Here is a 19688-nt window from a genome sequence, read left to right as displayed (position 1 = left end):
CGGCTAGTTATTTCGCAGGGGGCCAGGGGCGCAGAACACAAGCAAACGTGGGTGAATTACTTCTCGACGATCGCGAGCACGTCGCGGGCCGAGAGGACGAGGTACTCCTCGCTGTTGTACTTCACCTCGGTGCCGCCGTACTTGCTGTACAGGACGACGTCGCCGGCCTTGACGTCGAGCGGAAGCCGCTCGCCGTTCTCGAAGCGGCCCGGGCCCACGGCGAGGACGACGCCCTCCTGGGGCTTCTCCTTCGCGGTGTCCGGAATGACCAGGCCGGAAGCCGTGGTCTGCTCGGCGTCGAGCGGCTGGACCACAATGCGGTCCTCAAGCGGCTTGATCGCAACCTTGGAGCTGGTGGTCGACACGATCCGGTCTCCCCCTTCGGAGATCTCACGGGGTTTAACAGTCTGTGGGGTGGCGACCAGACCGATCCGTCGTCGCGGGTGCCGGACCTGCCTTGTCGCACAGTGTGCTGCTGGCACTCTCCAGGGGGGAGTGCCAGACCTGAGACTATGACCGCGATTAGCACTCGGTCAAGCGGAGTGCCAATTCACCACCCGCGCGTCGCCCCCGCGCCGCCGTGCGCCGTACCGCGGACCGCGGTACGGGGTCCGGGCGCGGGGGCGCGGATTCCGGCGGGTCAGACGTAGTCCTCCAGGCGCGCCACCGCGTATCCCTTGCTCGTGATGGTCTCCATGACCTGGCGGATCATGTCCGGCATCGAGCCCTTCCAGTCGCCCTCGCCCCGGAAATGGGTGAGGACGATGTCGCCGGGGTGCAGGTCCCGGTCCCACTCGCGCCACTCCATGTGGTCGGGGAAGGCCTCGGCGGACCACAGGGGCACGGCGGTGATCCCGCAGGACTTGGCGACGACGAGGGTGTCGCGGTTGTAGTTGCCGTACGGCGGACGGAACAGCGTCGGGCGCTTCCCGTAGCGCTTGCGCATCTTCTCCTGCTGGCCGCAGATCTCCTTCCGCTGCTCGGCACGGGACAGGCCGGGCAGGTAGCGGTGGTTGAGGGTGTGGTTGCTGAGGGTCACTCCGCGCTTCTGCATCCGCTCGAAGTAGCCGTAGTCGTCGTTGATGACGTAGTCGCTGAGGAACGCGCTGTAGGGGATGTCCAGTTCGGTCATCATCCGCAGCAGGTCGGGGTCCTTCTCCGCCCCGTCGTCCATCGTCAGGAAGACGATCTTCTCCTTGGTCGGGACGGTGGTGAAGACGGGCGGCAGCCCGGCGTCGTCCGGGACCTCGAACCCCTCGCGGGTGGTGATGCGCGGCTTCGCCTTCGGCGGCTCCGGGGCCGCGAGGGGCGTCCTGGACAGCCCCCACTTCTTCGCGGCGACGGCCCGTGCGGCCTGTTTCCGCTTCAGCCCCTCCGCGTACGCGTCCAGGGCGCGGGCGGGCCCGGCCTGCGGTGCGGCGGCCTCGCCCGCCTGGCCGGCGGCGAGTTCCGCGGGTCCGCCGGGGGCTCCCGTGCCGCCGGCGTCCGCCTCCGCCGCGCATCCGGAGGCGAGGGCGGCGACCAGGAGGAGCACCGTCAGGGCGGTGACCGATCCGGGGCGATTTCCGACTGATGAGTACTTTTGTCGTACTAGCTGCATGGCGCCGCATCCTGCCAGCCGCCCGTCCGCCTCCCGCCCCGACACCGCGAGCCGCCCCACGCCGTCCCCCGCCCGGCCCACTGGCGCCCGGCGGCACGCGGGGGCCCGGCGGCGCCTTCCGCTGGACCACAATGGACCGGATGAACGCAACGACCTCCCCCGCTTCCGCGGACGACCCCGCCCGCGGGGCCTTCGCCGCCCTGCGCACCCCCGAGGGCGAGCGCCTGCTGGCCGCGCTGCGCGACCACGATCCCGCCGACGAGCTGGCCACCGCCACCCGGCTGCGCCGCGCCCACCCGGCGGAGCTGGTGTCGGCGGCCCTGGGCCAGGCGCGGCTGCGGCAGCGGGCGGTGGCGAAGTTCGGCGCGGAGGACGCGTACCGGATGTTCTTCACGCCCAACGGGGTCGAGCAGGCCACCCGCACCTCGGTCGCCGAGCACCGCGCCGCGCGGTTCGCCGGGCTCGGCGTGCGCAGCGTGGCCGACCTGTGCTGCGGCATCGGCGGCGACGCCGTCGCGCTCGCCCGCGCCGGGATCTCCGTCCTCGCCGTCGACCGCGACCCGCTGACGGCGGAGGTGGCCCGCGCCAACGCGGAGGCGCTGGGGCTCGGGGACCTGATCGAGGTGCGGTGCGCCGACGTCACGGAGGTCGACGCGTCCCCGTACGACGCGGTCTTCGTGGACCCGGCGCGGCGCGGCAGCCGGGGCCGGGTCTTCGACCCGGAGGCCTACTCGCCGCCGCTGTCCTGGGCGACGGCCGCCGCGCTGAAGGCCCCGCGGGCGGCGCTGAAGATCGCCCCGGGCGTTCCGCACGAGGCGATCGGCCCGGAGGCGGAAGCCGAGTGGATCTCGCACGGCGGCGACGTGAAGGAGGCGGTGCTCTGGTACGGGAAGGGCTTCGCGCCCGGTGCGTTCCGGGCCACGCTGCTGCCCTCCGGGGCCACCGTCACCGCCTCGGCCCCGCTGCCCGCGCCGCCGGTGGGCCCGGTCGGGCGCTATCTGTACGAGCCGGACGGGGCGGTGATCCGGGCCCACCTGGTCGCCGACATCGTGGAGCGGTGCGGCGGGCGGCTGGTGGACGAGACGATCGCGTACGTCACGAGCGACACGCCGTACTCCTCCCCCTGCGTCTCCGGGTACGAGATCACCGACCGGCTGCCGTTCAACATGAAGCGGCTGAAGGCGCTGCTGCGCGAGCGGGGGGTCGGCGTGCTGACCGTGAAGAAGCGCGGCTCCGCCGTCGAGCCGGAGGAGCTGCGCCGCCGCATGAAGCTGAGCGGCCCGAACGCGGCGACGGTGTTCCTGACCCGGGTGGCCGGGGCCCCGACCATGTTGATCGGCCGCCCGCTGGTCTGAGCGGCCGCGGCGGTCGCCGCCGGCCTGGGCGCGGGGCAGGCCCCCGGCGCCCGGGTCAGGCGTCCCGCAGCGCCTGGATGTCCAGCTTGCCCATGCCGAGCATCGCCGTCATCGTCCGCTTCGCCTTCGCCGGGTCGGGGTCGGCCAGCAGCTGGGGCAGCTCCCTCGGGACGATCTGCCAGGACACGCCGTACCTGTCCTTGAGCCAGCCGCACCGGCTCTCCTCGCCGCCCTCGGAGAGCGCCGCCCACAGCCGGTCCACCTCGGCCTGGTCGGCGCAGTCCACGGAGAGCGAGATCGCCTCGGTGAACGAGAACTGCGGCCCGCCGTTGAGCGCGATGTACTCCTGCCCCGCGAGGCGGAAGCCGACGGTGAGCACGGAGCCCGGCTCGCCGGGGCCCGCCTCGCCGTAGCGGCTGACGTCCAGGATGCGGGAGTCCCCGCCGAAGACCGCGATGTAGTGCTCGGCCGCCTCCTCGGCCGTGCCGTCGTACCAGAGGCAGGGGGTGATCTTCTGCATGGCTATTCTCCTCGTCGAGCGGTCCGCCGTGCGGGCCGGCCGGCCCGCACCTCGTGGAAGGTAGACCGGCCCCGCCGCCCGGACTCATCGGACGCGCGGGGACCGGTCCGTCACGCGCCGGTCAGGGCCGTCCGGCGGAAGGCGGCCAGCGCGTCGTCGATGGGGTGGCGCAGCGGCCTGCCCGCGCGATCCAGCGTGTTCCACCGTGCGAGGTTCATCGCGACGGACATCTGCCGCTCGCCGTCGGCGCGGGTCCAGGAGAGCGTGAGGGCGCCCCAGACCGAGCCGTCGTGGCCCCAGAAGACGCCGCCGCCCGGGAGCTTCGTCGGGTACAGGCCGAGTCCGTAGTCGATCAGCTTTCCCTCCTGGTCGATGACGGGGACCGTGCTCCGCATCTGGGCCAGCGACGCCCGGCCGACGATCCGGCCGGCGAGCAGCAGGCCGTAGAAGCGGTTGAGGTCCTCCGTGGTGGAGACGAGGCCGGCCCCGGTCGTCACCCAGGACGGGGTGTAGACGCTGTAGTCGCGCGGCGGGTCGATCAGGCCGAACAGCGCCTCGTACATCCGCGCGTGCGGCCCGTCGACCCGCGGCCCGGCCGGGAACCCGGTGTGCCGGAGTCCGGCGCGGTCGATGACGTTCCGCGTGATGCAGTGCTCCGCCGTGGCCCCGGTGACCTCTTCCAGGAGGCGGCCCAGGAGCAGGTAGTTGGTGTTCGAGTACACCCCAGGGGTGCTGCCCGGCTCACCCGTGGGCGGGGCCGCCACGCCCATGCTGATCAGTTCGGCGCGGTCGAACCCGCAAAAGCGGTTGTCGTCCAGGCTCGTGGGCGACAGGTCCGGGAGGGAGGGCCACGCCCCCAGCGACGGGAACGCGTACGGGAGGTATTCGGCGAGGCCGCTGGTGTGGTTCAACAGCATCCGCACGGTGATCCGCCGGCCGCGCTCGCCCGGCGCCGTCTGCGGCAGGTAGTCGCCGATCGGGGCGTCGAGCCGGATGCGGCCCCGTTCGGCCTGCTGGAGGACCGCGGCGGCGGTGAACGTCTTGGTGACGCTGCCGACGCGCTGCCGCATGCCGGGGCCGACGGGCCGGCCGGTCTCCAGGTCGGCGACCCCGGACGCCCCGCGCCACACCTGGCGTCCGGCGCGCACCTCCGCGTACACCCCCGGCACCCCGGCGCGGTGGACGCCGTCCAGGGCGGTCGCGAGCTGTTCGGCGTCCAGGCCGTCCGGCGGGCCGGGGAGGTGCTCCGCGCTCTTCGGCACCGCCCGTCACCCGGCCAGGGCGCGGCGCAGGACGTCGCCGAGCTCGGTGAGCTGCCGCTGCGAGACGTCGGCGGACAGGAGGGCCTGCGATCCGTGGAAGGCGCCGGGCCACTGGTGCAGCTCGACCGGGACGCCCGCCTGCATCAGACGCAGCGCGTAGGCGATGTCCTCGTCGCGGTTCGGGCAGAACTCCGCCGTCGCGATGTAGGCGGGCGGCAGGCCGGACAGGTCGGTGGCCCGCGCCGGGGCGGCGTACGGCGTGGCGGGCGTGGAACCCAGGTAATGCCGCCAGGACGCGGCGACCGTGTCGCGGTTCATCCAGGGCGTGTCGGTGAAGTTCCGCCTGGACCAGGTGTCCTGCCGGTCGTCGAGACCCGGTTGGTTGAGCAGTTGGAAGCGGATCGGCGGCCCCTGTTCCGCCCGTGCCCGCAGCGCCACCGCGGCCGCGATGCCCGCGCCGGAGCTGTGCCCGCCGACCGCGATCCGCTCCGGGTCGACGCCGAGCTCCGCCGCGTGCTCGGCCGTCCAGGCCAGCGCGGCGTGGGCGTCGTCCAGGGCGGCCGGGAAACGGTTCTCCGGCGCCAGGCGGTAGGCCACCGATACCACCACCGCACCGGAGCCCTCCGCGAGCCGGGCGGCCCACGGGTGCTCGGTGTCCAGGCTGCCCATGACGAACCCGCCGCCGTGCAGCCAGAGAACGGCGCCCCGGGCCCGGTGCGGCCGGTAGATCCGTACCGGCACGTCCGGATCGCCGGGCACCGTGCGGTCCTCGATCTCCATGCCGGAGGTGTCCGGCGGCGGGACGGCGGCGGACAGTTCGGCCAGGCGTTCGCGCTGGGCCGGCGGGTCGGACAGGTCGGCGCGGGGGAACAGCGGGACGAATGCTTCGAGTTCGGGGTCCATGGCGGCCATCCTGGCGGCCGGTGCTCGGGGGGTCATCCGCCGTTCGTCGGGCGTCGCGGCCGAACGGCGCGGCGTTCGTCGCTCCCTCCGCCCGCCGTGTCGGCCCTATCCTCCTGCCATGGAGGCACTGGCCGCGCGGCTGTCCCACCTGGATTCCCGAGCCGAGGGCGCGATCCGGGTGGTCATGTTCTACGACACGCTGATGCGCCGCCGGGTGGATCTCCCGGCGCTCGTCCGGGCGTCGGCGGGCCTGGCGGAGTGCGTGGCGGGGCTGCGCCTGCACGGCGCCGGGCGGACCACACGGTGCGCGCCCGACGGCCGGGAGACGTCCGCGCCGCCGCGGCCCGCGTCCGCCGCGGCGCCGATCACCCTCGACGGGGAGGAGATCGGCACGGTCTGGCTGGAGCGCCCCGGCGACGCGGGCCCGATCGGGCTGGACGAGCTGCTGCTGGACCGGTTCGCCATCGCCTCCGCGGCGGTGGTCGAGCGGTACGGCCCGGCCCGCACCACCATGGCCGACCCCGCCCTCGTCGAGCTGGCGATCAGCGCCGACAGCGACGAGGCGGCGCGGGCTCGGGCGCTGCGGCTCCTGGGCTTCGCCGTCGGCGTGCCGGTCCACGCCGTCGCCGTGCGGGCGGGGCTGCCGCTCGACCGGATCGGCGCCCTGGTGTGCCCGGGGCGTCCGGTGAAGGCGGCGCCGCTCTCCGACGTGGGGGTCCTCCTGGCCGCCGCCGTCGACCCGGCGCGGTTCCCCTCGGGCGTACGGGCCGGAGTCGGCGGCGCGGCCGGCCCCGACCGGTCCTGGCGGCAAGCGCGCACCGCCCTCCGCTTCGCCACCGCACGGGAACCGGTCGTCGTGCACGCGGCCCTGGGGGCGCTCGCCCTGCTGGCCGACGTCCCCCCGGACGTCGCGCGGGGCAACGCCGACGTGGCCGCCGTCGCCCGGATCGCCGAGGTCCCCGATGACCTGGCGACGCTGGACGCCTACTGCGCCACCGGCTCCCTGCGCGGCGCGGCCGGCCTGCTGCACCTGCACCACAGCAGCGTGGCCCGCCGACTGGGGCAGCTCGGCAAAGCCCTGGGCTTCGGTCTCACCGAGCCCGGCGGAACGCTGCGGGCCCAGCTCGCCCTCACCGCCTGGCGACTGCTGGAGGACTGAGGGGACGGGCCCTCAGCCCAGGGACTCGAACCGCCACCGGTGCACGGGGCGGGTGATCAGCGCGGTGTCGGGCTCGGGGAGTTCGGGGAGGTCGTCACCCCAGGACGCCTCCTGCCACCACGTCATCACCAGGACCCGGTCCTGCGGGGCGCGCAGCAGCTCCGTGCGGTGCGGTTCGCGGGCCAGTTCGCCGGCGCGCGCCCGCGCCCACTCCAGCAGCTCGCCGCCGCCCCCCGCCACGGCGCGGGCCTCCCACATGAGGACGATGGTCGCGGTGCTCATGAGTACAGGTTGTCCTTGCTGACCTCGTGCACGTGGTCGTGGTCGTGGGCGTGGCCGTGCGCGGTGCCCGGCACGTGGGGCTCGGTCACCGGCAGCGAGGAGTCCGCCGACAGCTCCAGGTCGGAGGGGCGGCGGTTGCGGGCGACCATCTCCGCGCCGAGCGCCGCGACCATCGCGCCGTTGTCGGTGCAGAGGCCGGGGCGCGGCACCCGCAGCCGGATGCCCGCCCGCTCGCACCGCTCCTCCGCGAGCGCCCGCAGCCGGGAGTTGGCCGCGACGCCGCCGCCGATCATCAGGTGGTCGACGCCCTGGTCCGTGCAGGCCCGGACCGCCTTGCGGGTGAGCACGTCGACCACGGCCTCCTGGAAGGACGCCGCCACGTCCCGCAGCGGCACGTCCTCGCCCGCCGCGCGCTTCGCCTCGATCCAGCGGGCGACGGAGGTCTTGAGCCCGGAGAAGGAGAAGTCGTAGGGGGCGTCGCGCGGGCCGGTCAGTCCGCGCGGGAACGCGATGGCCGCCGGGTCGCCCTCCTTGGCCAGCCGGTCGATGACCGGGCCGCCGGGGAAGCCGAGGTTCAGCACCCGGGCGATCTTGTCGAACGCCTCTCCCGCCGCGTCGTCGATCGTCGCGCCGAGCGGCCGTACGTCGCTGGTGATGTCGGGGGCCAGCAGCAGCGAGGAGTGGCCGCCGCTGACCAGGAGCGCCATGGTGGGCTCGGGGAGCGGCCCGTGCTCCAGCTGGTCGACGCAGATGTGCGAGGCGAGGTGGTTGACCCCGTAGAGCGGCTTGCCCAGGGCGTACGCGTACGCCTTGGCGGCCGAGACGCCGACGAGCAGCGCGCCCGCGAGTCCGGGGCCGGAGGTGACGGCGATCCCGTCGAGGTCGCGGGCGGCGACCCCGGCGTCCTTCAGGGCGCGTTCGATGGTGGGGACCATCGCCTCCAGGTGGGCCCGGGAGGCGATCTCGGGGACGACGCCGCCGAAGCGGGCGTGCGTGTCGACGCTGGAGGCGACGGCGTCCGCGAGCAGGGTCGTCCCCCGCACGACGCCGACTCCGGTCTCGTCGCAGGAGGTCTCGATGCCGAGTACGAGGGGTTCGTCGGCAGCCATCATTCAGTCCCGGTTTCTGGTGCGTGCTCTTGCATGGTGAGGCGCATGACGAGGGCGTCGACGTTGCCCGGCTGGTAGTAGCCGCGCCGGAAGCCGATCGGCTCGAAGCCGAAGCGTTCGTAGAGCTTCTGCGCCCGGAGGTTGTCGACCCGGACCTCCAGGAGCACGGTGGCGCACTCGAAGGCCGTGGCGTGCTTCAGCAGGTCGGTGAGGAGTTCGGAGCCGAGGCCGCTGCCCCAGTGGTCGCTGCTGACCGCGATGGTCTGGACGTCGGCGAGGTCGCCGAGGGCGGCGAGCCCGGCGTAGCCGACGATGTGCCCGGTGACGGGCTCCTCGGCGACGACGTAGCGCCGGGTGGCCCCGGGGCCGCGGGCGTGGGCCAGCTCGGACCAGAACATCCCCGGCGACCAGGCGTCGTCGGGGAACAGGGCGTGTTCGAGCTCCAGCACGGGCTCGATGTCCCACCAGCGCATCTCCCGCAGTACGGCGGCGGTGGCGGCGCTCACTGGGGGGTGACCACCTTGTAGTTCTTCGGGACCTGCGCGTCGGGCCTGCGCAGGTACAGCGGCCGGGGCTCCTCCAGCTCCTGCCCCGCGGCCAGCCGCTCGGCGGCGAGCGCGGCCAGCGCCCCCGCGGCGACGTGCTCGGGGCCCCGGGCGTCGGGGAAGGCCTGCGGATACAGGAGCGCGCCGGCGCCGACCACGGGCAGCCCGGCGAGCGCGGGGGCGATGTCGGCGGGCCGGTCGACGGCGGGTTCACCCGCACGGGTGCGGGCGTCCTCGTACCGCGCCCAGTAGACCTCCTTGCGGCGTGCGTCCGTCGCCACGGCGAAGGGCCCCTCCAGCCCGTCCAGACCGGCGGCGTACGCGAGGCCGTCCAGGGTGCACAGACCGTGCACCGGTACGGAGAGGGCGGAGCCGAAGGTCGCGGCGGTGACGAGGCCGACCCGCAGGCCGGTGTAGGGGCCGGGGCCGACGCCCACGACCACGCCCGTCACGGCGTCGAGTGCCGTCCCGGCCTCGGCGAGGACCCGGTCGACGGCGGGCAGCAGCAGCTCCCCGTGGCGGCGGGCGTCGACCTGTCCGGACGCGGCGACGACGGACGTGCCGTCGTGCAGGGCGACGGTGACGGCTGGGGTGGCGGTATCCATGGCGAGCAAGAGCACGCGAACAGCCTACGGCTCCGCCGACGGCGTTACCGCGTCCGTACGGCGTCCCGGCCCGTGCCCCGGCTGCTGCTACCGTCACCGGGTATCCGCGGGTACGACGTAAACGCTTGTACGACATGCGGCACGCAGCCGCCGAAAGGGGAGTGCACGGTGGCAAGGAGCAGCTCGGGAATCGTGGCCGGGCTCACCGCCGCGGCCGTCGCCGCGGTCGCCTTCCTCGCCTACCAGGCCTCGGCGAACGCCCCCGAGTCGGTGGCCTCCACGCACGGCTCCCCGCCCTCCGTCTCGGCCTCCGCCTCGGCCGGGCCGTCTGCCGCGCCCACGCCCACGGCCGATCCGCTGGCGGTCCCGGCCGAGTCCGGCGCCGGGGAGCGCGTGGTCTACGCCCTGGAGGCGCGCCGGGTGTGGCTGGTCGGCGAGGACGACGAGGCGATCCGCACGTTCACGGTGATGCCGAGCACGGTCAGCCCGCCGCCCGGGACCTACCGGGTCACCTCGCGTTCCGGCACCGTGCAGGGTTCGGACGGCGTGCCCGTCGAGCATGTGGTGCGCTTCGCGAACGTCGACGACGTGACGGTGGGGTTCAGCGCGGCGCAGGACGGCTCGATGGCGAGCCCGGACCCGACGACGAAGACCGGGGGCGTCCGGATGAAGCGCGCGGACGGCGACGCGGTGTGGACGTTCGCGACGGTCGGCGCGACGGTCGTCGTCGTTCCGTAGCGGCGCCGTTGCGCCGCGTCGAGCGCCCGGCACGGCGGGCGACGGGCCGCTGTCGCTCCCCCGACGCCCCCGCACGGTGTGCGGGGGCCGCTGTCACGCCGCGCTGCGGCGGACCGGCGGTCGCGCCGCGGAGTGCGGTTCCCGCTCCTCGTCGGCGGCGGGCTCCCGCGGCCCCCCTGCGGCCTCTTCCGGCGGGGTGGAGACGGCGGTGGCCGCGGCGCACGAGGCCAGCAGGTCCTTCATCGACAGGGCGGACGGAGTCGGCTGCGGCCGGGGCCGCGCTGCGCGCTCTGGCGTCGGCATGGGTGCCTCCTGGGTGCTCCGACGGAGGTCGTAGTTAGGTAGACCTAACCACATGGTGCCCTCCATGTGACCACGCCCACCGCCCCCCGCGCAACAATTTACCGACGCCCTGTCGGGAAAGCGAACGCCGGACGACGCCGCGGGTTCCGCGCGGCCGGCGGCGCCGGCGCCGGAACGGCCCCCCGCCGGACGCGCCGGAGGCCGGGCGGCGGCTTCCGGCCGGAGGGCCCGGCCGCGCGCACGCCCGTTACGCCAGCTCGTCCCGCAGACCCGCCCAGCGCGGGCCGATGCCGACCAGGGTCACCTCGCGCCGCTCGTCGTCGGTGTCCCCGGTGGCACGGTCGATGAGCACCCGCAGCCGGTCGTCGGACAGCTCCTCGACCTTGCCGTCGCCCCATTCCACGACCACCACCGACTCCGGCAGCGACACGTCGAGGTCGAGGTCCTCCATCTCGTCGAGCCCGCCGCCCAGCCGGTAGGCGTCGACGTGGACCAGGGCCGGGCCGGAGCCGAGCGGGGGATGGACGCGGGCGATCACGAAGGTGGGCGAGGTGACCGCGCCGCGCACGCCGAGGCCCTCGCCCAGGCCGCGGGTCAGCGTCGTCTTCCCGGCTCCCAGCTCTCCGGTGAGCATGACCAGGTCGCCGGCGGCCAGCACACGGGCGAGGCGGCGGCCCAGGTCCCGCATCTGCTCGGGGGAGTCGACGGAGATCCCTACGGTGACGGCGGCCGGTGCGGCGTCGTGCGGAACGGTCCGGGCGGGGCTCTCGGCGGCCGGGCCGCGGTGCGGTGCTTCCATGCTCGCCAACGTTAGCGTGCGGGACTTCCTGGCTGGTCGGCGTCGGCGGCCGGCGCCGTGCCGCTGCGCACCAGCAGGTCCGCCAGCCGGTCGGTGACCGTCTCCGGGTGCTCCAGCATCACCAGGTGCCCGCCGTCCGCCACGATGACCAGCTCGGCGTCGGGCAGCACGTCCCCGATGGCCTCGCTGTGGGAGCTGGGGGTGATCAGGTCGTTCTCCCCGGCCAGGATCAGCACCGGGACGTCCCCGAACGCGGGCAGCGCCCCGCTCTTGTCGTGCTCGGTGAAGGCCGGGAAGAACTCGGCGACCACGTCGATCGGGGTGGACTCGATCAGCCGCTCCGCGAAGCGGGCGACCGCCGGGTCCACGTCCCGCGAACTGAAGGCGTACCGCTTGATCAGCCCGGCGAACAGGTCGGCGGTGGCCCGCCGCCCCCGCTCCACCAGCTCCGTCTGGGAGCCGAGCGCCCTCAGCACCCCGGGCAGCACCCGGCGCACCGCTTTGACACCGGCCACCGGCAGCCCGAAGTCCACCTCCGCGAGCCTGCCGCCCGAGGTGCCGATCAGAGCGACGGCGGCGACCCGGTCGCGGATCAGCGCCGGGTACTGGTCGGCGAGCGCCATCACCGTCATGCCACCCATCGAGTGGCCGACGAGCACCAGCGGGCCATCGGGGGCCGCCGCGTCGATGACCGCCTTCAGGTCCCGGCCGAGCAGGTCGATGCCGGCGGGCACGCCCTCCGCCTGCGCGCGGCCCCGGCCGGAGCGGCCGTGGCTGCGCTGGTCCCAGTACACCGTGCGCACCAGACCGCGCAGCGCCGCCCGCTGGAAGTGCCAGGAGTCCTGGCCGAGGCAGTAGCCGTGACTGAAGACGACGGTGACCGGGGCGAGGGCCTTGTCCCCGAAGAGGCGGCGGCGCCGGGTGTCGAGGGCGCTGTCGGGGTCGGCTCCGCCGTCGGGCGGCGCGGCCTCCACCTCGTCGACCTCGTAGTACAGCTCGGTGCCGTCGTCGGCGACGGCCCGGCCCGGCGTGCCGCGCAGGGCGCCGTAGGGGCCCGTCGCGTCCAGGGCGAGGCGGGCCTTCTTGCGCATGCCGCGCCCCACGGTGAGCCGCTCGACCGCGACTCCGGCCGCCGCGCCCGCGGCGAGCACTCCTATCGCGGCCCCGGCGAGACCCGCCCGGCGCCACCCCGCGGCCGTCGCCGCGACCGCCTCCCCCGCGCTGTCCCCGCTCACCGCGCCGCGCCTTCCGCCGCCCCCGCGGCCTCGTCCACGTACACCCTCGGCACGCGGGCTCCGATGCGGGTGACGATCTCGTATCCGATGGTGCCGGCGGCCACCGCCCAGTCCTCCACGCTCGGCTCGCCCCGGTCACCGGGGCCGAACAGCACCGCGTCCGCACCCGGCTCGGGGCGGTCGCCGCCGAGGTCGACGACGAACTGGTCCATGGCGACCCGGCCCGCGACCGTGCGCACCTTCCCGTCGACCAGGACGGGGCCCCGGCCCGACGCGTGGCGCGGGACGCCGTCCGCGTAGCCGACGGGGACCAGGCCGAGGGTCGTTCCGGCGGGCGTCGTGTAGTGGTGGCCGTAGCTGATGCCGTGCCCGGCGGGCACGTCCTTGACCAGGGCGAGGGACGCGGCGAGCGTCATCACCGGACGCAGCCCGAAGTCGGCGGGCTCGCCCAGCTCGGGGCTGGGCGAGACGCCGTACATCGCGATGCCGGTGCGCACGAGGTCGAAGTGCGACTCGGGCAGGGTGAGCGTGGCCGGGGAGTTGGCCATGTGCCGCACCTCCGGCTCCACGCCCTCCTTCTCCGCGTACGCGACCATGTCCCGGAACACGCCGAGCTGGGCGGCGATCGAGGGGTGGCCCGGTTCGTCGGCGCAGGCGAAGTGCGACCACAGGCCGGTGACGCGGACGCGGCCGGTCCGCTCGGCGGCGCGGGCCTCAGCGACCAGTTCGGGCCAGTCGACGGGCTGGCAGCCGTTGCGGCCGAGGCCGGTGTCGGCCTTGAGCTGGATTCTGGCCGGCCGGCCGGCCGCGGCGGCTGCCGCGACGACCTCGCGCAGCGCCCACATGCCGCTGACCGACACGTCGACGTCGGCCTCGATCGCCTCGCGCCAGGGACCGCCGGGCGTCCAGAGCCAGCACATGATCCGGCCGTCGAGACCGGCCGCCCGCAGCGCGAAGGCCTCCTGCGGGGTGGCGGTGCCCAGCCAGGCCGCCCCGGCCTCCCGTGCGGCCCTGGCGCAGGGCACCGCGCCGTGCCCGTAGGCGTCCGACTTCAGGACGGCCATGAGCTGCGCCCCGGCCGCCCGCTCGCGCAGGACGCGCACGTTGGCGCGCAGCGCGGCGAGGTCGATCTCGGCACGGGCTCTCAAGGACGCTGTCTCGTTCATCGCGCCCAGTGTCTCAGAGGCGTCCGCCGCCTCCCGGGCGCCGCAAGCCCTCATCCGCCCGTGTGTACGGTTCGTCACATGCGGCCGGGGCCGGGGGGCGCGTCGACCCGTCGTCCGGCGGTTCGTTCCCGTCGGGGTGTGTCAGCCCGCCGTCCGCTTCCGCATCTGCTCCAGGTGGTCGACCAGCACCGGGACGTGGCTGTCGGCGACGTCCTTGGCGGCCGTGACCAGGGTGACCGGGCCGCCCTCGCGCAGCAGGGAGAGGAGCCGGTCGACGCCTTCCGTGCGGGACGCGTCGTCCAGTTCGGCGCGGTAGCGCTCCACGAACGCGTCATGGCGCGCCTCACGGTCGTGGTGGTACCACGAGCGCAGTTCGTCCGAGGGGGTGACGTCCTTCAGCCACACGTCGATCGCCGCCCGTTCCCTGGAGACGCCCCGGGGCCAGAGCCGGTCGACCAGGACCCGGGCGCCGTCGTCGTCCTCCACCGGGTCGTACGCCCTGCGTACGCGTACGGCTGACGTTGCGCTCACGGTCCGCACCTCCCTCTCCTCATGGCCTCCACCCTGGCCCGGCCTCAGCCCTGCCGCACGTCGCGCCAGGCCGCCGGGATGCCGTCCGCGACGTCCTGCGCGGAGACCGGCGCGCCGTGCGAGCCGTGCCGGGCCGCGAGCCCGTGGAGGTACGCGCCCACGGACGCCGCGTCGCGCGGGGGGAGACCGGCCGCGAGCAGGGAGCCGGTGAGCCCGGACAGCACGTCGCCGCTGCCCGCGGTGGCCAGCCAGGACGTGCCGGTCGGGTTGACCCGTACGGGGGTGTCCCGGGCCTCCGCGACCAGGGTGGTGGAGCCCTTGAGCAGCACGGTGGCGCGGTAGCGGGCGGCCAGTTCGCGGACGGCGGCCAGCCGCCCGGCCTCGACCTCCTCGCGGGCGGCGCCGAGCAGGGCCGCGGCCTCTCCGGCGTGCGGGGTCAGGACGGTCGCGGCGGTCCGGGTCCGCACGGTCCCCGCGTCCAGCAACCGCAGCCCGTCCGCGTCGACCAGCACGGGGACGTCGGCGGCCAGCACGTCGGCGACGGCGCTCCGGGCGTCCCCGCCGTCCCCGAGCCCCGGCCCCACCACCCAGGCCTGCACGCGCCCGGCCTCCGAGGGCGGCCCGGCGTGCACCAGCGCCTCGGGGAAGCGGGCGATGACCGCGTCCGCCCCCGGTCCGACGTACCGCACGGCCCCCGCCCCGCCGCGCAGCGCGCCCGCGACCGCGAGGACCGCGGCGCCCGGGTAGCGCTCGGAACCGGCGACGACGCCGACGACGCCGCGCCGGTACTTGTCGCTCTCGGCGCCCGGCAGGGGCAGCAGCGCCGCCACGTCCGCGTACTGGAGGGCCTCCAGGTCCGGCGGCTCCGGCAGTTCGGGGCCCAGCCCGATGTCCACCAGCCGCAGCGCGCCCGCGTGCTCCGCGGCGGGGTCGATGAGGAGGCCGGGCTTGTACGTGCCGAAGGTGACCGTCGCGTCCGCCCGGACGGCCTCGCCCTGCACCTGGCCGGTGTCGGCCTCCACCCCGCTGGGCAGGTCGACGGCGATGACCGGGGCACGGGAGCGGGTCACCGTGCGCACCAGCTCGGCGGCGTCCTCGCGCAGCCCGCCGCGTCCGCCGATCCCGGTGATGCCGTCCACGACGAGGTCGAGCGCGCCGAGCCCGTCCGGGCCGTCGGCCACCTGTCCCCCGGCGGCGAGCAGCGCGGCCAGCCCGCCCTCGTGGACCCGGTCGGGCGCGAGCAGCAGGGCCCGGACGCCCGCGCCCCGGCGGGCCAGGCGGGAGCCCGCGTACAGCGCGTCGCCGCCGTTGTCGCCGCTGCCGACCAGGAGCAGGACCCGCGAGCCGTACACCCGGCCCCTGCGGCGCAGCAGATCGCCGCAGGCCACGGCGAGCCCGGCGGCGGCGCGCTGCATCAGGGCCCCTTCCGGCAGCCGCTGCATGAGGGCGGCCTCCGCGGCCCGTACGGTCTCCACACTGTAGGCACGTCGCATACGGCCAACCCTGGGCGATCACACCGGCGAGCGCCACCCCCGGCGGGGCGGCGGGGCGGCTGAAGCGCTTCCCGTGGCGGTCGTCGCACGCCGTGCCGCGACCGCCGCCAGGACGCGGCGGAGCGCGCGCCCCCGCCCCGGGCCCCGGTCGCGCTCCGGCCTCACCCCTCCGCGATCACCACGGCCGAGGCCACCCCCGCGTCGTGGCTGAGGGAGACGTGCCAGCCGCGCACCCCCAACTCGGCGGCGCGGGCGGCGACCGTGCCCCGCACCCGCAGCCGGGGCTGTCCGCTCTCCTCCACCCAGACCTCCGCGTCGCTCCAGAGCAGCCCGCCGGGCGCGCCGAGCGCCTTGGCCAGGGCCTCCTTGGCGGCGAACCGGGCGGCGAGCGAGGCGATGCCGCGCCGCTCGCCGCTGGGCAGCGTCATCTCCCGCTCGGCGAAGAGCCGCGCCGCCAACTGGGGCGTACGCTCCAGCGCCGCGCCGAACCGCTCGATCTCCGCCACGTCGATCCCGACCCCAATGATCACGAACCCACCCTCGTCACCTCTGTCACCCTCGCGCCCCGGGGGCGCCCCGGGTCACTCCACGGTCACGGACTTCGCCAGATTGCGCGGCTGGTCCACTTCGTTGCCGCGGGCCGTCGCCAGCTCGCAGGCGAAGACCTGGAGCGGCACGGTGGCGACCAGCGGCTGAAGCAGCGTAGGCGTTGCGGGGACGGTGATGAGGTGGTCGGCGTACGGGACGACGGCCTGGTCGCCCTCCTCCGCGACGACGATGGTGCGCGCGCCCCGGGCCCGGATCTCCTGGATGTTCGACACGATCTTGTCGTGCAGCACGGAGCGCCCGCGGGGCGAGGGGGCGATGACGACGACGGGCAGGCCCTTCTCGACGAGCGCGATCGGCCCGTGCTTCAGCTCGCCGGCCGCGAACCCCTCGGCGTGCATGTAGGCCAGTTCCTTGAGCTTGAGCGCTCCTTCGAGGGCGACCGGGTAGCCGACGTGCCGGCCGAGGAACAGCACGGTGTCGTGGTGGGCGAGGGACCGGGCCAGCTCGCGGACCGGTTCCATGGTCTCCAGTACGCGTTCGACCTCGCCGGGGACGGCGGAGAGCTGGCGCACGACGGTGCGGATCTCGTCGCCCCACTTGGTGCCGCGCAGCTGGCCGAGGTAGAGGGCCACGAGGTAGCAGGCGACGAGCTGGGTGAGGAAGGCCTTGGTGGAGGCGACGGCGACCTCGGGGCCCGCGTGCGTGTAGAGGACGGCGTCGGACTCCCGGGGGATGGTCGAGCCGTTGGTGTTGCAGATGGCGAGCACCTTGGCGCCCTGTTCACGGGCGTGCCGCAGCGCCATGAGGGTGTCCATGGTCTCGCCGGACTGCGAGATGGCGACGACGAGGGTGCGTTGGTCCAGGATCGGGTCCCGGTAGCGGAACTCGCTGGCCAGCTCGGTCTCGCAGGGCAGCCGGGTCCAGTGCTCGATGGCGTACTTGGCGATCATCCCGGCGTGGAAGGCCGTTCCGCAGGCGACGATGACGACCTTGTCGACCTCCCGCAGGTCGGCGTCCGGGATGCGCACCTCGTCGAGGTGGAGGGAACCCTCGCCGTCGATCCGGCCGAGGAGGGTGTCGGCGACGGCCCGGGGCTGGTCGGCGATCTCCTTGAGCATGAAGGAGGCGTATCCGCCCTTCTCCGCGGCGGAGGCGTCCCAGTCGACGTGGTACGCGTGCACCTCGGCGAGGGCCCCGTCGAACCCGGTGACGGTGACGCCCTCGCGGTTCAGCTCGACGACCTGGTCCTGGCCCAGTTCGATGGCGGAGCGGGTGTGCGCGATGAACGCGGCGACGTCGGAGGCGAGGAACCACTCGTCCTGCCCGACGCCGACGACGAGCGGCGAGTTGCGCCGCGCGCCGACGACCGCGCCGGGCTGGTCGGCGTGCACGGCCACCAGGGTGAACGCCCCCTCCAGCCGCCGGCACACCTGCCGCATCGCCTCCGCGAGGTCCCCGCACGCCGAGAACGCCTCGGCCAGCAGGTGGGCGACGACCTCGGTGTCGGTCTCCGACTCCAGGGCGTGCCCGCGCCCGGTCAGCTCGCGCCGCAGGGCCGCGAAGTTCTCGATGATCCCGTTGTGCACGACGGCGACCCGGCCCGCGTTGTCCAGGTGCGGGTGGGCGTTCTCGTCGGTGGGCGCACCGTGCGTCGCCCAGCGGGTGTGCCCGATGCCGGTCCGCCCGGCCGGCAGGGGCCGCCGCGCCAGCTCCTTCTCCAGATTGACGAGCTTGCCCGCCTTCTTCGCGGCGGCGAGCCCGCCGTCCGCGAGCACGGCGACGCCCGCCGAGTCGTAGCCCCGGTATTCGAGGCGCTTGAGACCTGCGACGACGACGTCCTGCGCCGACTGTCCACCGACATAACCTACGATTCCGCACATAGCGGCACCCTAAGGCCGTCCGTCCCGGGAGGCGCATGTTGGCGGCACGCATTTCTCCGCCGACGTGGTGGGAGGCGAGCGGGGCCGGAGCGGCCCCCTCCGGGGCCGGGGCGTGGCGCCGCCGCGTGGCTGTGCCGGCAGGCGGCGTCCGTCTCGACGTGCTGCGCCGCTGAACACTGGGTACGCGGGAGGGGACCGAGGTCGCGCCGGTTTCGCGCGGCCAGGTGATCTCCGGGGACATTCGGCCGCGTTCCGCGCGGCATGAGCGCGGGGCCACGGGGTGGCGCGGCGGAAGGACAGGCACAGCACAGTGACGATCGCCGACGCGGTGTTCGCGTGGTTCGGAGCGGGAGCGCTGCTCGCGGCAGTGCTCCCCCGCGTGGTGGCCGGACGCCCGCTCTCGATGCCGCTGATGTTCTTGGCGGCCGGCGTCGGCGTGTATCTGCTGCCCCTGCCGCTGCCCGTGATCGATCCGGTGGAGAACCGGCAGCTGACGGAGCACATCACAGAGATCGGCGTGATCATCGCGCTGATGGGCGCGGGGCTGGCGCTCAACCGACCCGTCGGCCTGCGCCGGTGGGGCACGACCTGGCGGCTGCTGGGCGTCACGATGACGCTGACCGTCGTGGCCACCGCCCTGGTGGCGTGGTGGCTGCTGGGCTGGCCGCCGGCAGCCGCCCTGTTGCTGGCCGCCGTCCTCGCCCCGACCGATCCGGTGCTCGCCTCGGAGGTGCGGGTGGGCGAGCCCACCGAGGACGCGTACGACGAGGACGAGGTCCGCTTCGCCCTGACCAGCGAGGCGGGCCTCAACGACGGGCTCGCCTTCCCCCTGACGTACGCGGCTGTCGCGCTGGCCGCTGCCGCGGGAAGCGGCTGGTCGGCCTCCTGGGTCGGCGCCTGGGCGGTGGAGGACGTCGCCTTCAAGTGCACCGTGGGTGTGCTGAGCGGGTTGCTCATCGGCCGGCTGCTGGGCTGGCTGTTCTTCCGCGCCCGCTCGCCGATGCTGCGCATGTCCGAACACCGGGACGGTTTCGTCGCGCTGGGCGCCACCTTCCTGTCCTACGGGGTGACCGAGGTGATGGGGGGCTACGGCTTTCTCGCCGTGTTCACCACCGCGTGCGCGATCCGGGCGGCGGAACGCGCCCACGGCTTCCACAACATCCTTCACGACTTCGTGGAACAGATCGAGCGCCTGTTCACCGCGGCTCTGCTGTTTCTGCTGGGCGCGTTCATCGCCCTGGGCGGCCTTGCCCCTCTGACCTGGCAGGGCGCTGTCACCGCGCTGGTGCTCCTGCTGGTGATCCGGCCGCTGTCCGGGTGGGCCGGGCTGCTCGGGAGCTCCATGCGCGCCAAGGAGCGCTGGGTGGTCGCGGGTTACGGCATCCGAGGCATCGGTTCGCTGTACTACCTCGCCTACGCTCTGGGACAGGGCGACTTCCCGGTGCCGGCGCGGGAGCTGTGGGCGGTGGTGACGTTCACCGTGCTCGCCTCCGTGGTGCTGCATGGCGTCACAGCAGGTCCGGTCGTCACCCGGCTCGACCGGCTGCGGACCGCGGAGAAGGCCTCGGGGAGATGACCCCACCGGGCCGCGCGCCCCGGCGGGGAAGCCCTGTCGCGGCCCCCGGGCCTGTCGCGGCCCCCGGGCCGTCCGGGG

The 19688-nt window shown here is 74.8% G+C and carries 20 protein-coding genes and 1 pseudogene; 4 read left to right on the top strand and 17 right to left on the bottom strand.

The window, feature by feature from the left end:
* Positions 1 to 56: 56 nt before the first annotated feature.
* Together groES and V9U70_RS19635 are read right to left on the bottom strand one after the other, a co-directional pair.
* A complete protein-coding gene (gene groES, locus V9U70_RS19640) occupies positions 57 to 365 on the bottom strand; it encodes a co-chaperone GroES (protein ID WP_336676986.1) in 309 nt (102 codons plus the stop codon).
* 275 nt (positions 366 to 640) lie between these two features.
* Positions 641 to 1600: a polysaccharide deacetylase family protein gene (locus V9U70_RS19635; protein ID WP_336676984.1), complete on the bottom strand. Its 960-nt coding sequence runs from the start codon at positions 1598 to 1600 to the stop codon at positions 641 to 643.
* 131 nt (positions 1601 to 1731) lie between these two features.
* Between V9U70_RS19635 and V9U70_RS19630 the strand changes: the two genes are divergently transcribed.
* The gene (locus V9U70_RS19630) at positions 1732 to 2955 is read left to right on the top strand and encodes a THUMP-like domain-containing protein (protein ID WP_336676983.1); all 1224 of its coding nucleotides are present in this window, start codon (positions 1732 to 1734) and stop codon (positions 2953 to 2955) included.
* A gap of 55 nt (positions 2956 to 3010) precedes the next feature.
* On the opposite strand, the gene V9U70_RS19625 is transcribed toward V9U70_RS19630, so the two are convergent.
* The 3 genes from V9U70_RS19625 to V9U70_RS19615 form a co-directional block, all read right to left on the bottom strand.
* Positions 3011 to 3475, bottom strand: coding sequence for a VOC family protein (locus V9U70_RS19625; protein WP_336676981.1), 465 nt, complete (start codon positions 3473 to 3475; stop codon positions 3011 to 3013).
* A gap of 110 nt (positions 3476 to 3585) precedes the next feature.
* Positions 3586 to 4737: a serine hydrolase domain-containing protein gene (locus tag V9U70_RS19620; protein ID WP_336676979.1), complete on the bottom strand. Its 1152-nt coding sequence runs from the start codon at positions 4735 to 4737 to the stop codon at positions 3586 to 3588.
* A 6-nt stretch (positions 4738 to 4743) separates the two neighbouring features.
* The gene (locus V9U70_RS19615) at positions 4744 to 5640 is read right to left on the bottom strand and encodes an alpha/beta hydrolase (RefSeq protein ID WP_336677511.1); all 897 of its coding nucleotides are present in this window, start codon (positions 5638 to 5640) and stop codon (positions 4744 to 4746) included.
* Positions 5641 to 5758: 118 nt separating this feature from the next.
* Between V9U70_RS19615 and V9U70_RS19610 the strand changes: the two genes are divergently transcribed.
* Positions 5759 to 6799: a helix-turn-helix domain-containing protein gene (locus V9U70_RS19610; protein ID WP_336676978.1), complete on the top strand. Its 1041-nt coding sequence runs from the start codon at positions 5759 to 5761 to the stop codon at positions 6797 to 6799.
* Positions 6800 to 6811: 12 nt separating this feature from the next.
* On the opposite strand, the gene V9U70_RS19605 is transcribed toward V9U70_RS19610, so the two are convergent.
* Genes V9U70_RS19605 through tsaB form a run of 4 tightly spaced genes read right to left on the bottom strand, consistent with a single transcriptional unit; the run spans position 6812 to position 9340 of the window.
* Entirely contained in the window at positions 6812 to 7081 is a 270-nt protein-coding gene (locus V9U70_RS19605; RefSeq protein WP_336676976.1) for a hypothetical protein, read from the bottom strand.
* Positions 7078 to 8190 (bottom strand): tRNA (adenosine(37)-N6)-threonylcarbamoyltransferase complex transferase subunit TsaD, encoded by a 1113-nt coding sequence (gene tsaD / locus V9U70_RS19600; protein ID WP_336676974.1) that lies wholly within the window; start codon positions 8188 to 8190, stop codon positions 7078 to 7080. The genes V9U70_RS19605 and tsaD overlap by 4 nt, the downstream gene beginning before the upstream one ends.
* Positions 8190 to 8696 carry a ribosomal protein S18-alanine N-acetyltransferase gene (rimI, locus tag V9U70_RS19595; RefSeq protein ID WP_336676972.1) on the bottom strand — a complete coding sequence of 169 codons (507 nt, stop codon included), beginning with the start codon at positions 8694 to 8696 and terminating at the stop codon, positions 8190 to 8192. Before rimI ends, tsaD begins: the two co-directional genes overlap by 1 nt.
* Positions 8693 to 9340 (bottom strand): tRNA (adenosine(37)-N6)-threonylcarbamoyltransferase complex dimerization subunit type 1 TsaB, encoded by a 648-nt coding sequence (tsaB, locus tag V9U70_RS19590; protein ID WP_336677508.1) that lies wholly within the window; start codon positions 9338 to 9340, stop codon positions 8693 to 8695. Before tsaB ends, rimI begins: the two co-directional genes overlap by 4 nt.
* Before the next feature lie 192 nt (positions 9341 to 9532).
* On the opposite strand from tsaB, the gene V9U70_RS19585 reads away from it, so the two are divergent.
* Complete coding sequence (locus tag V9U70_RS19585; RefSeq protein ID WP_336677506.1) at positions 9533 to 10078, top strand: hypothetical protein; 546 nt, start codon at positions 9533 to 9535, stop codon at positions 10076 to 10078.
* 93 nt (positions 10079 to 10171) lie between these two features.
* Here the strand turns inward: V9U70_RS19585 and V9U70_RS19580 are convergent, their stop codons facing one another.
* From V9U70_RS19580 to glmS, 8 genes and pseudogenes are all read right to left on the bottom strand, one after another.
* A complete protein-coding gene (locus tag V9U70_RS19580; protein ID WP_336676970.1) occupies positions 10172 to 10381 on the bottom strand; it encodes a hypothetical protein in 210 nt (69 codons plus the stop codon).
* Positions 10382 to 10628: 247 nt separating this feature from the next.
* Positions 10629 to 11180, bottom strand: coding sequence for a tRNA (adenosine(37)-N6)-threonylcarbamoyltransferase complex ATPase subunit type 1 TsaE (gene tsaE, locus V9U70_RS19575; RefSeq protein ID WP_336676968.1), 552 nt, complete (start codon positions 11178 to 11180; stop codon positions 10629 to 10631).
* A pseudogene (locus V9U70_RS19570) lies at positions 11152 to 12415 on the bottom strand (alpha/beta fold hydrolase); the annotation flags it as partial. The gene tsaE and the pseudogene V9U70_RS19570, both read right to left, overlap by 29 nt.
* A complete protein-coding gene (alr, locus tag V9U70_RS19565; RefSeq protein WP_336676967.1) occupies positions 12412 to 13581 on the bottom strand; it encodes an alanine racemase in 1170 nt (389 codons plus the stop codon). The gene alr and the pseudogene V9U70_RS19570, both read right to left, overlap by 4 nt.
* Positions 13582 to 13722: 141 nt before the next feature.
* On the bottom strand, positions 13723 to 14112 hold the full coding sequence (locus tag V9U70_RS19560) for a DUF488 domain-containing protein (RefSeq protein ID WP_336676966.1): 390 nt from the start codon (positions 14110 to 14112) through the stop codon (positions 13723 to 13725).
* Between the two features lie 44 nt (positions 14113 to 14156).
* The gene (locus tag V9U70_RS19555) at positions 14157 to 15605 is read right to left on the bottom strand and encodes an NAD(P)H-hydrate dehydratase (RefSeq protein WP_336676965.1); all 1449 of its coding nucleotides are present in this window, start codon (positions 15603 to 15605) and stop codon (positions 14157 to 14159) included.
* A gap of 161 nt (positions 15606 to 15766) precedes the next feature.
* A complete protein-coding gene (locus tag V9U70_RS19550; RefSeq protein WP_336676964.1) occupies positions 15767 to 16135 on the bottom strand; it encodes a holo-ACP synthase in 369 nt (122 codons plus the stop codon).
* 51 nt (positions 16136 to 16186) lie between these two features.
* Positions 16187 to 18034: a glutamine--fructose-6-phosphate transaminase (isomerizing) gene (gene glmS / locus V9U70_RS19545; protein WP_336676962.1), complete on the bottom strand. Its 1848-nt coding sequence runs from the start codon at positions 18032 to 18034 to the stop codon at positions 16187 to 16189.
* Positions 18035 to 18344: 310 nt separating this feature from the next.
* Here glmS and V9U70_RS19540 point away from each other — a divergent pair, with 310 nt between their 5' ends.
* Positions 18345 to 19610: a cation:proton antiporter gene (locus tag V9U70_RS19540; RefSeq protein WP_336676960.1), complete on the top strand. Its 1266-nt coding sequence runs from the start codon at positions 18345 to 18347 to the stop codon at positions 19608 to 19610.
* Positions 19611 to 19688: the final 78 nt, after the last annotated feature.

The sequence above is a fragment of the Streptomyces pratensis genome (assembly GCF_037137275.1).
GTDB classification, from domain to species: domain Bacteria; phylum Actinomycetota; class Actinomycetes; order Streptomycetales; family Streptomycetaceae; genus Streptomyces; species Streptomyces pratensis_B.
This window is presented reverse-complemented; position numbering and strand designations above follow the sequence as displayed.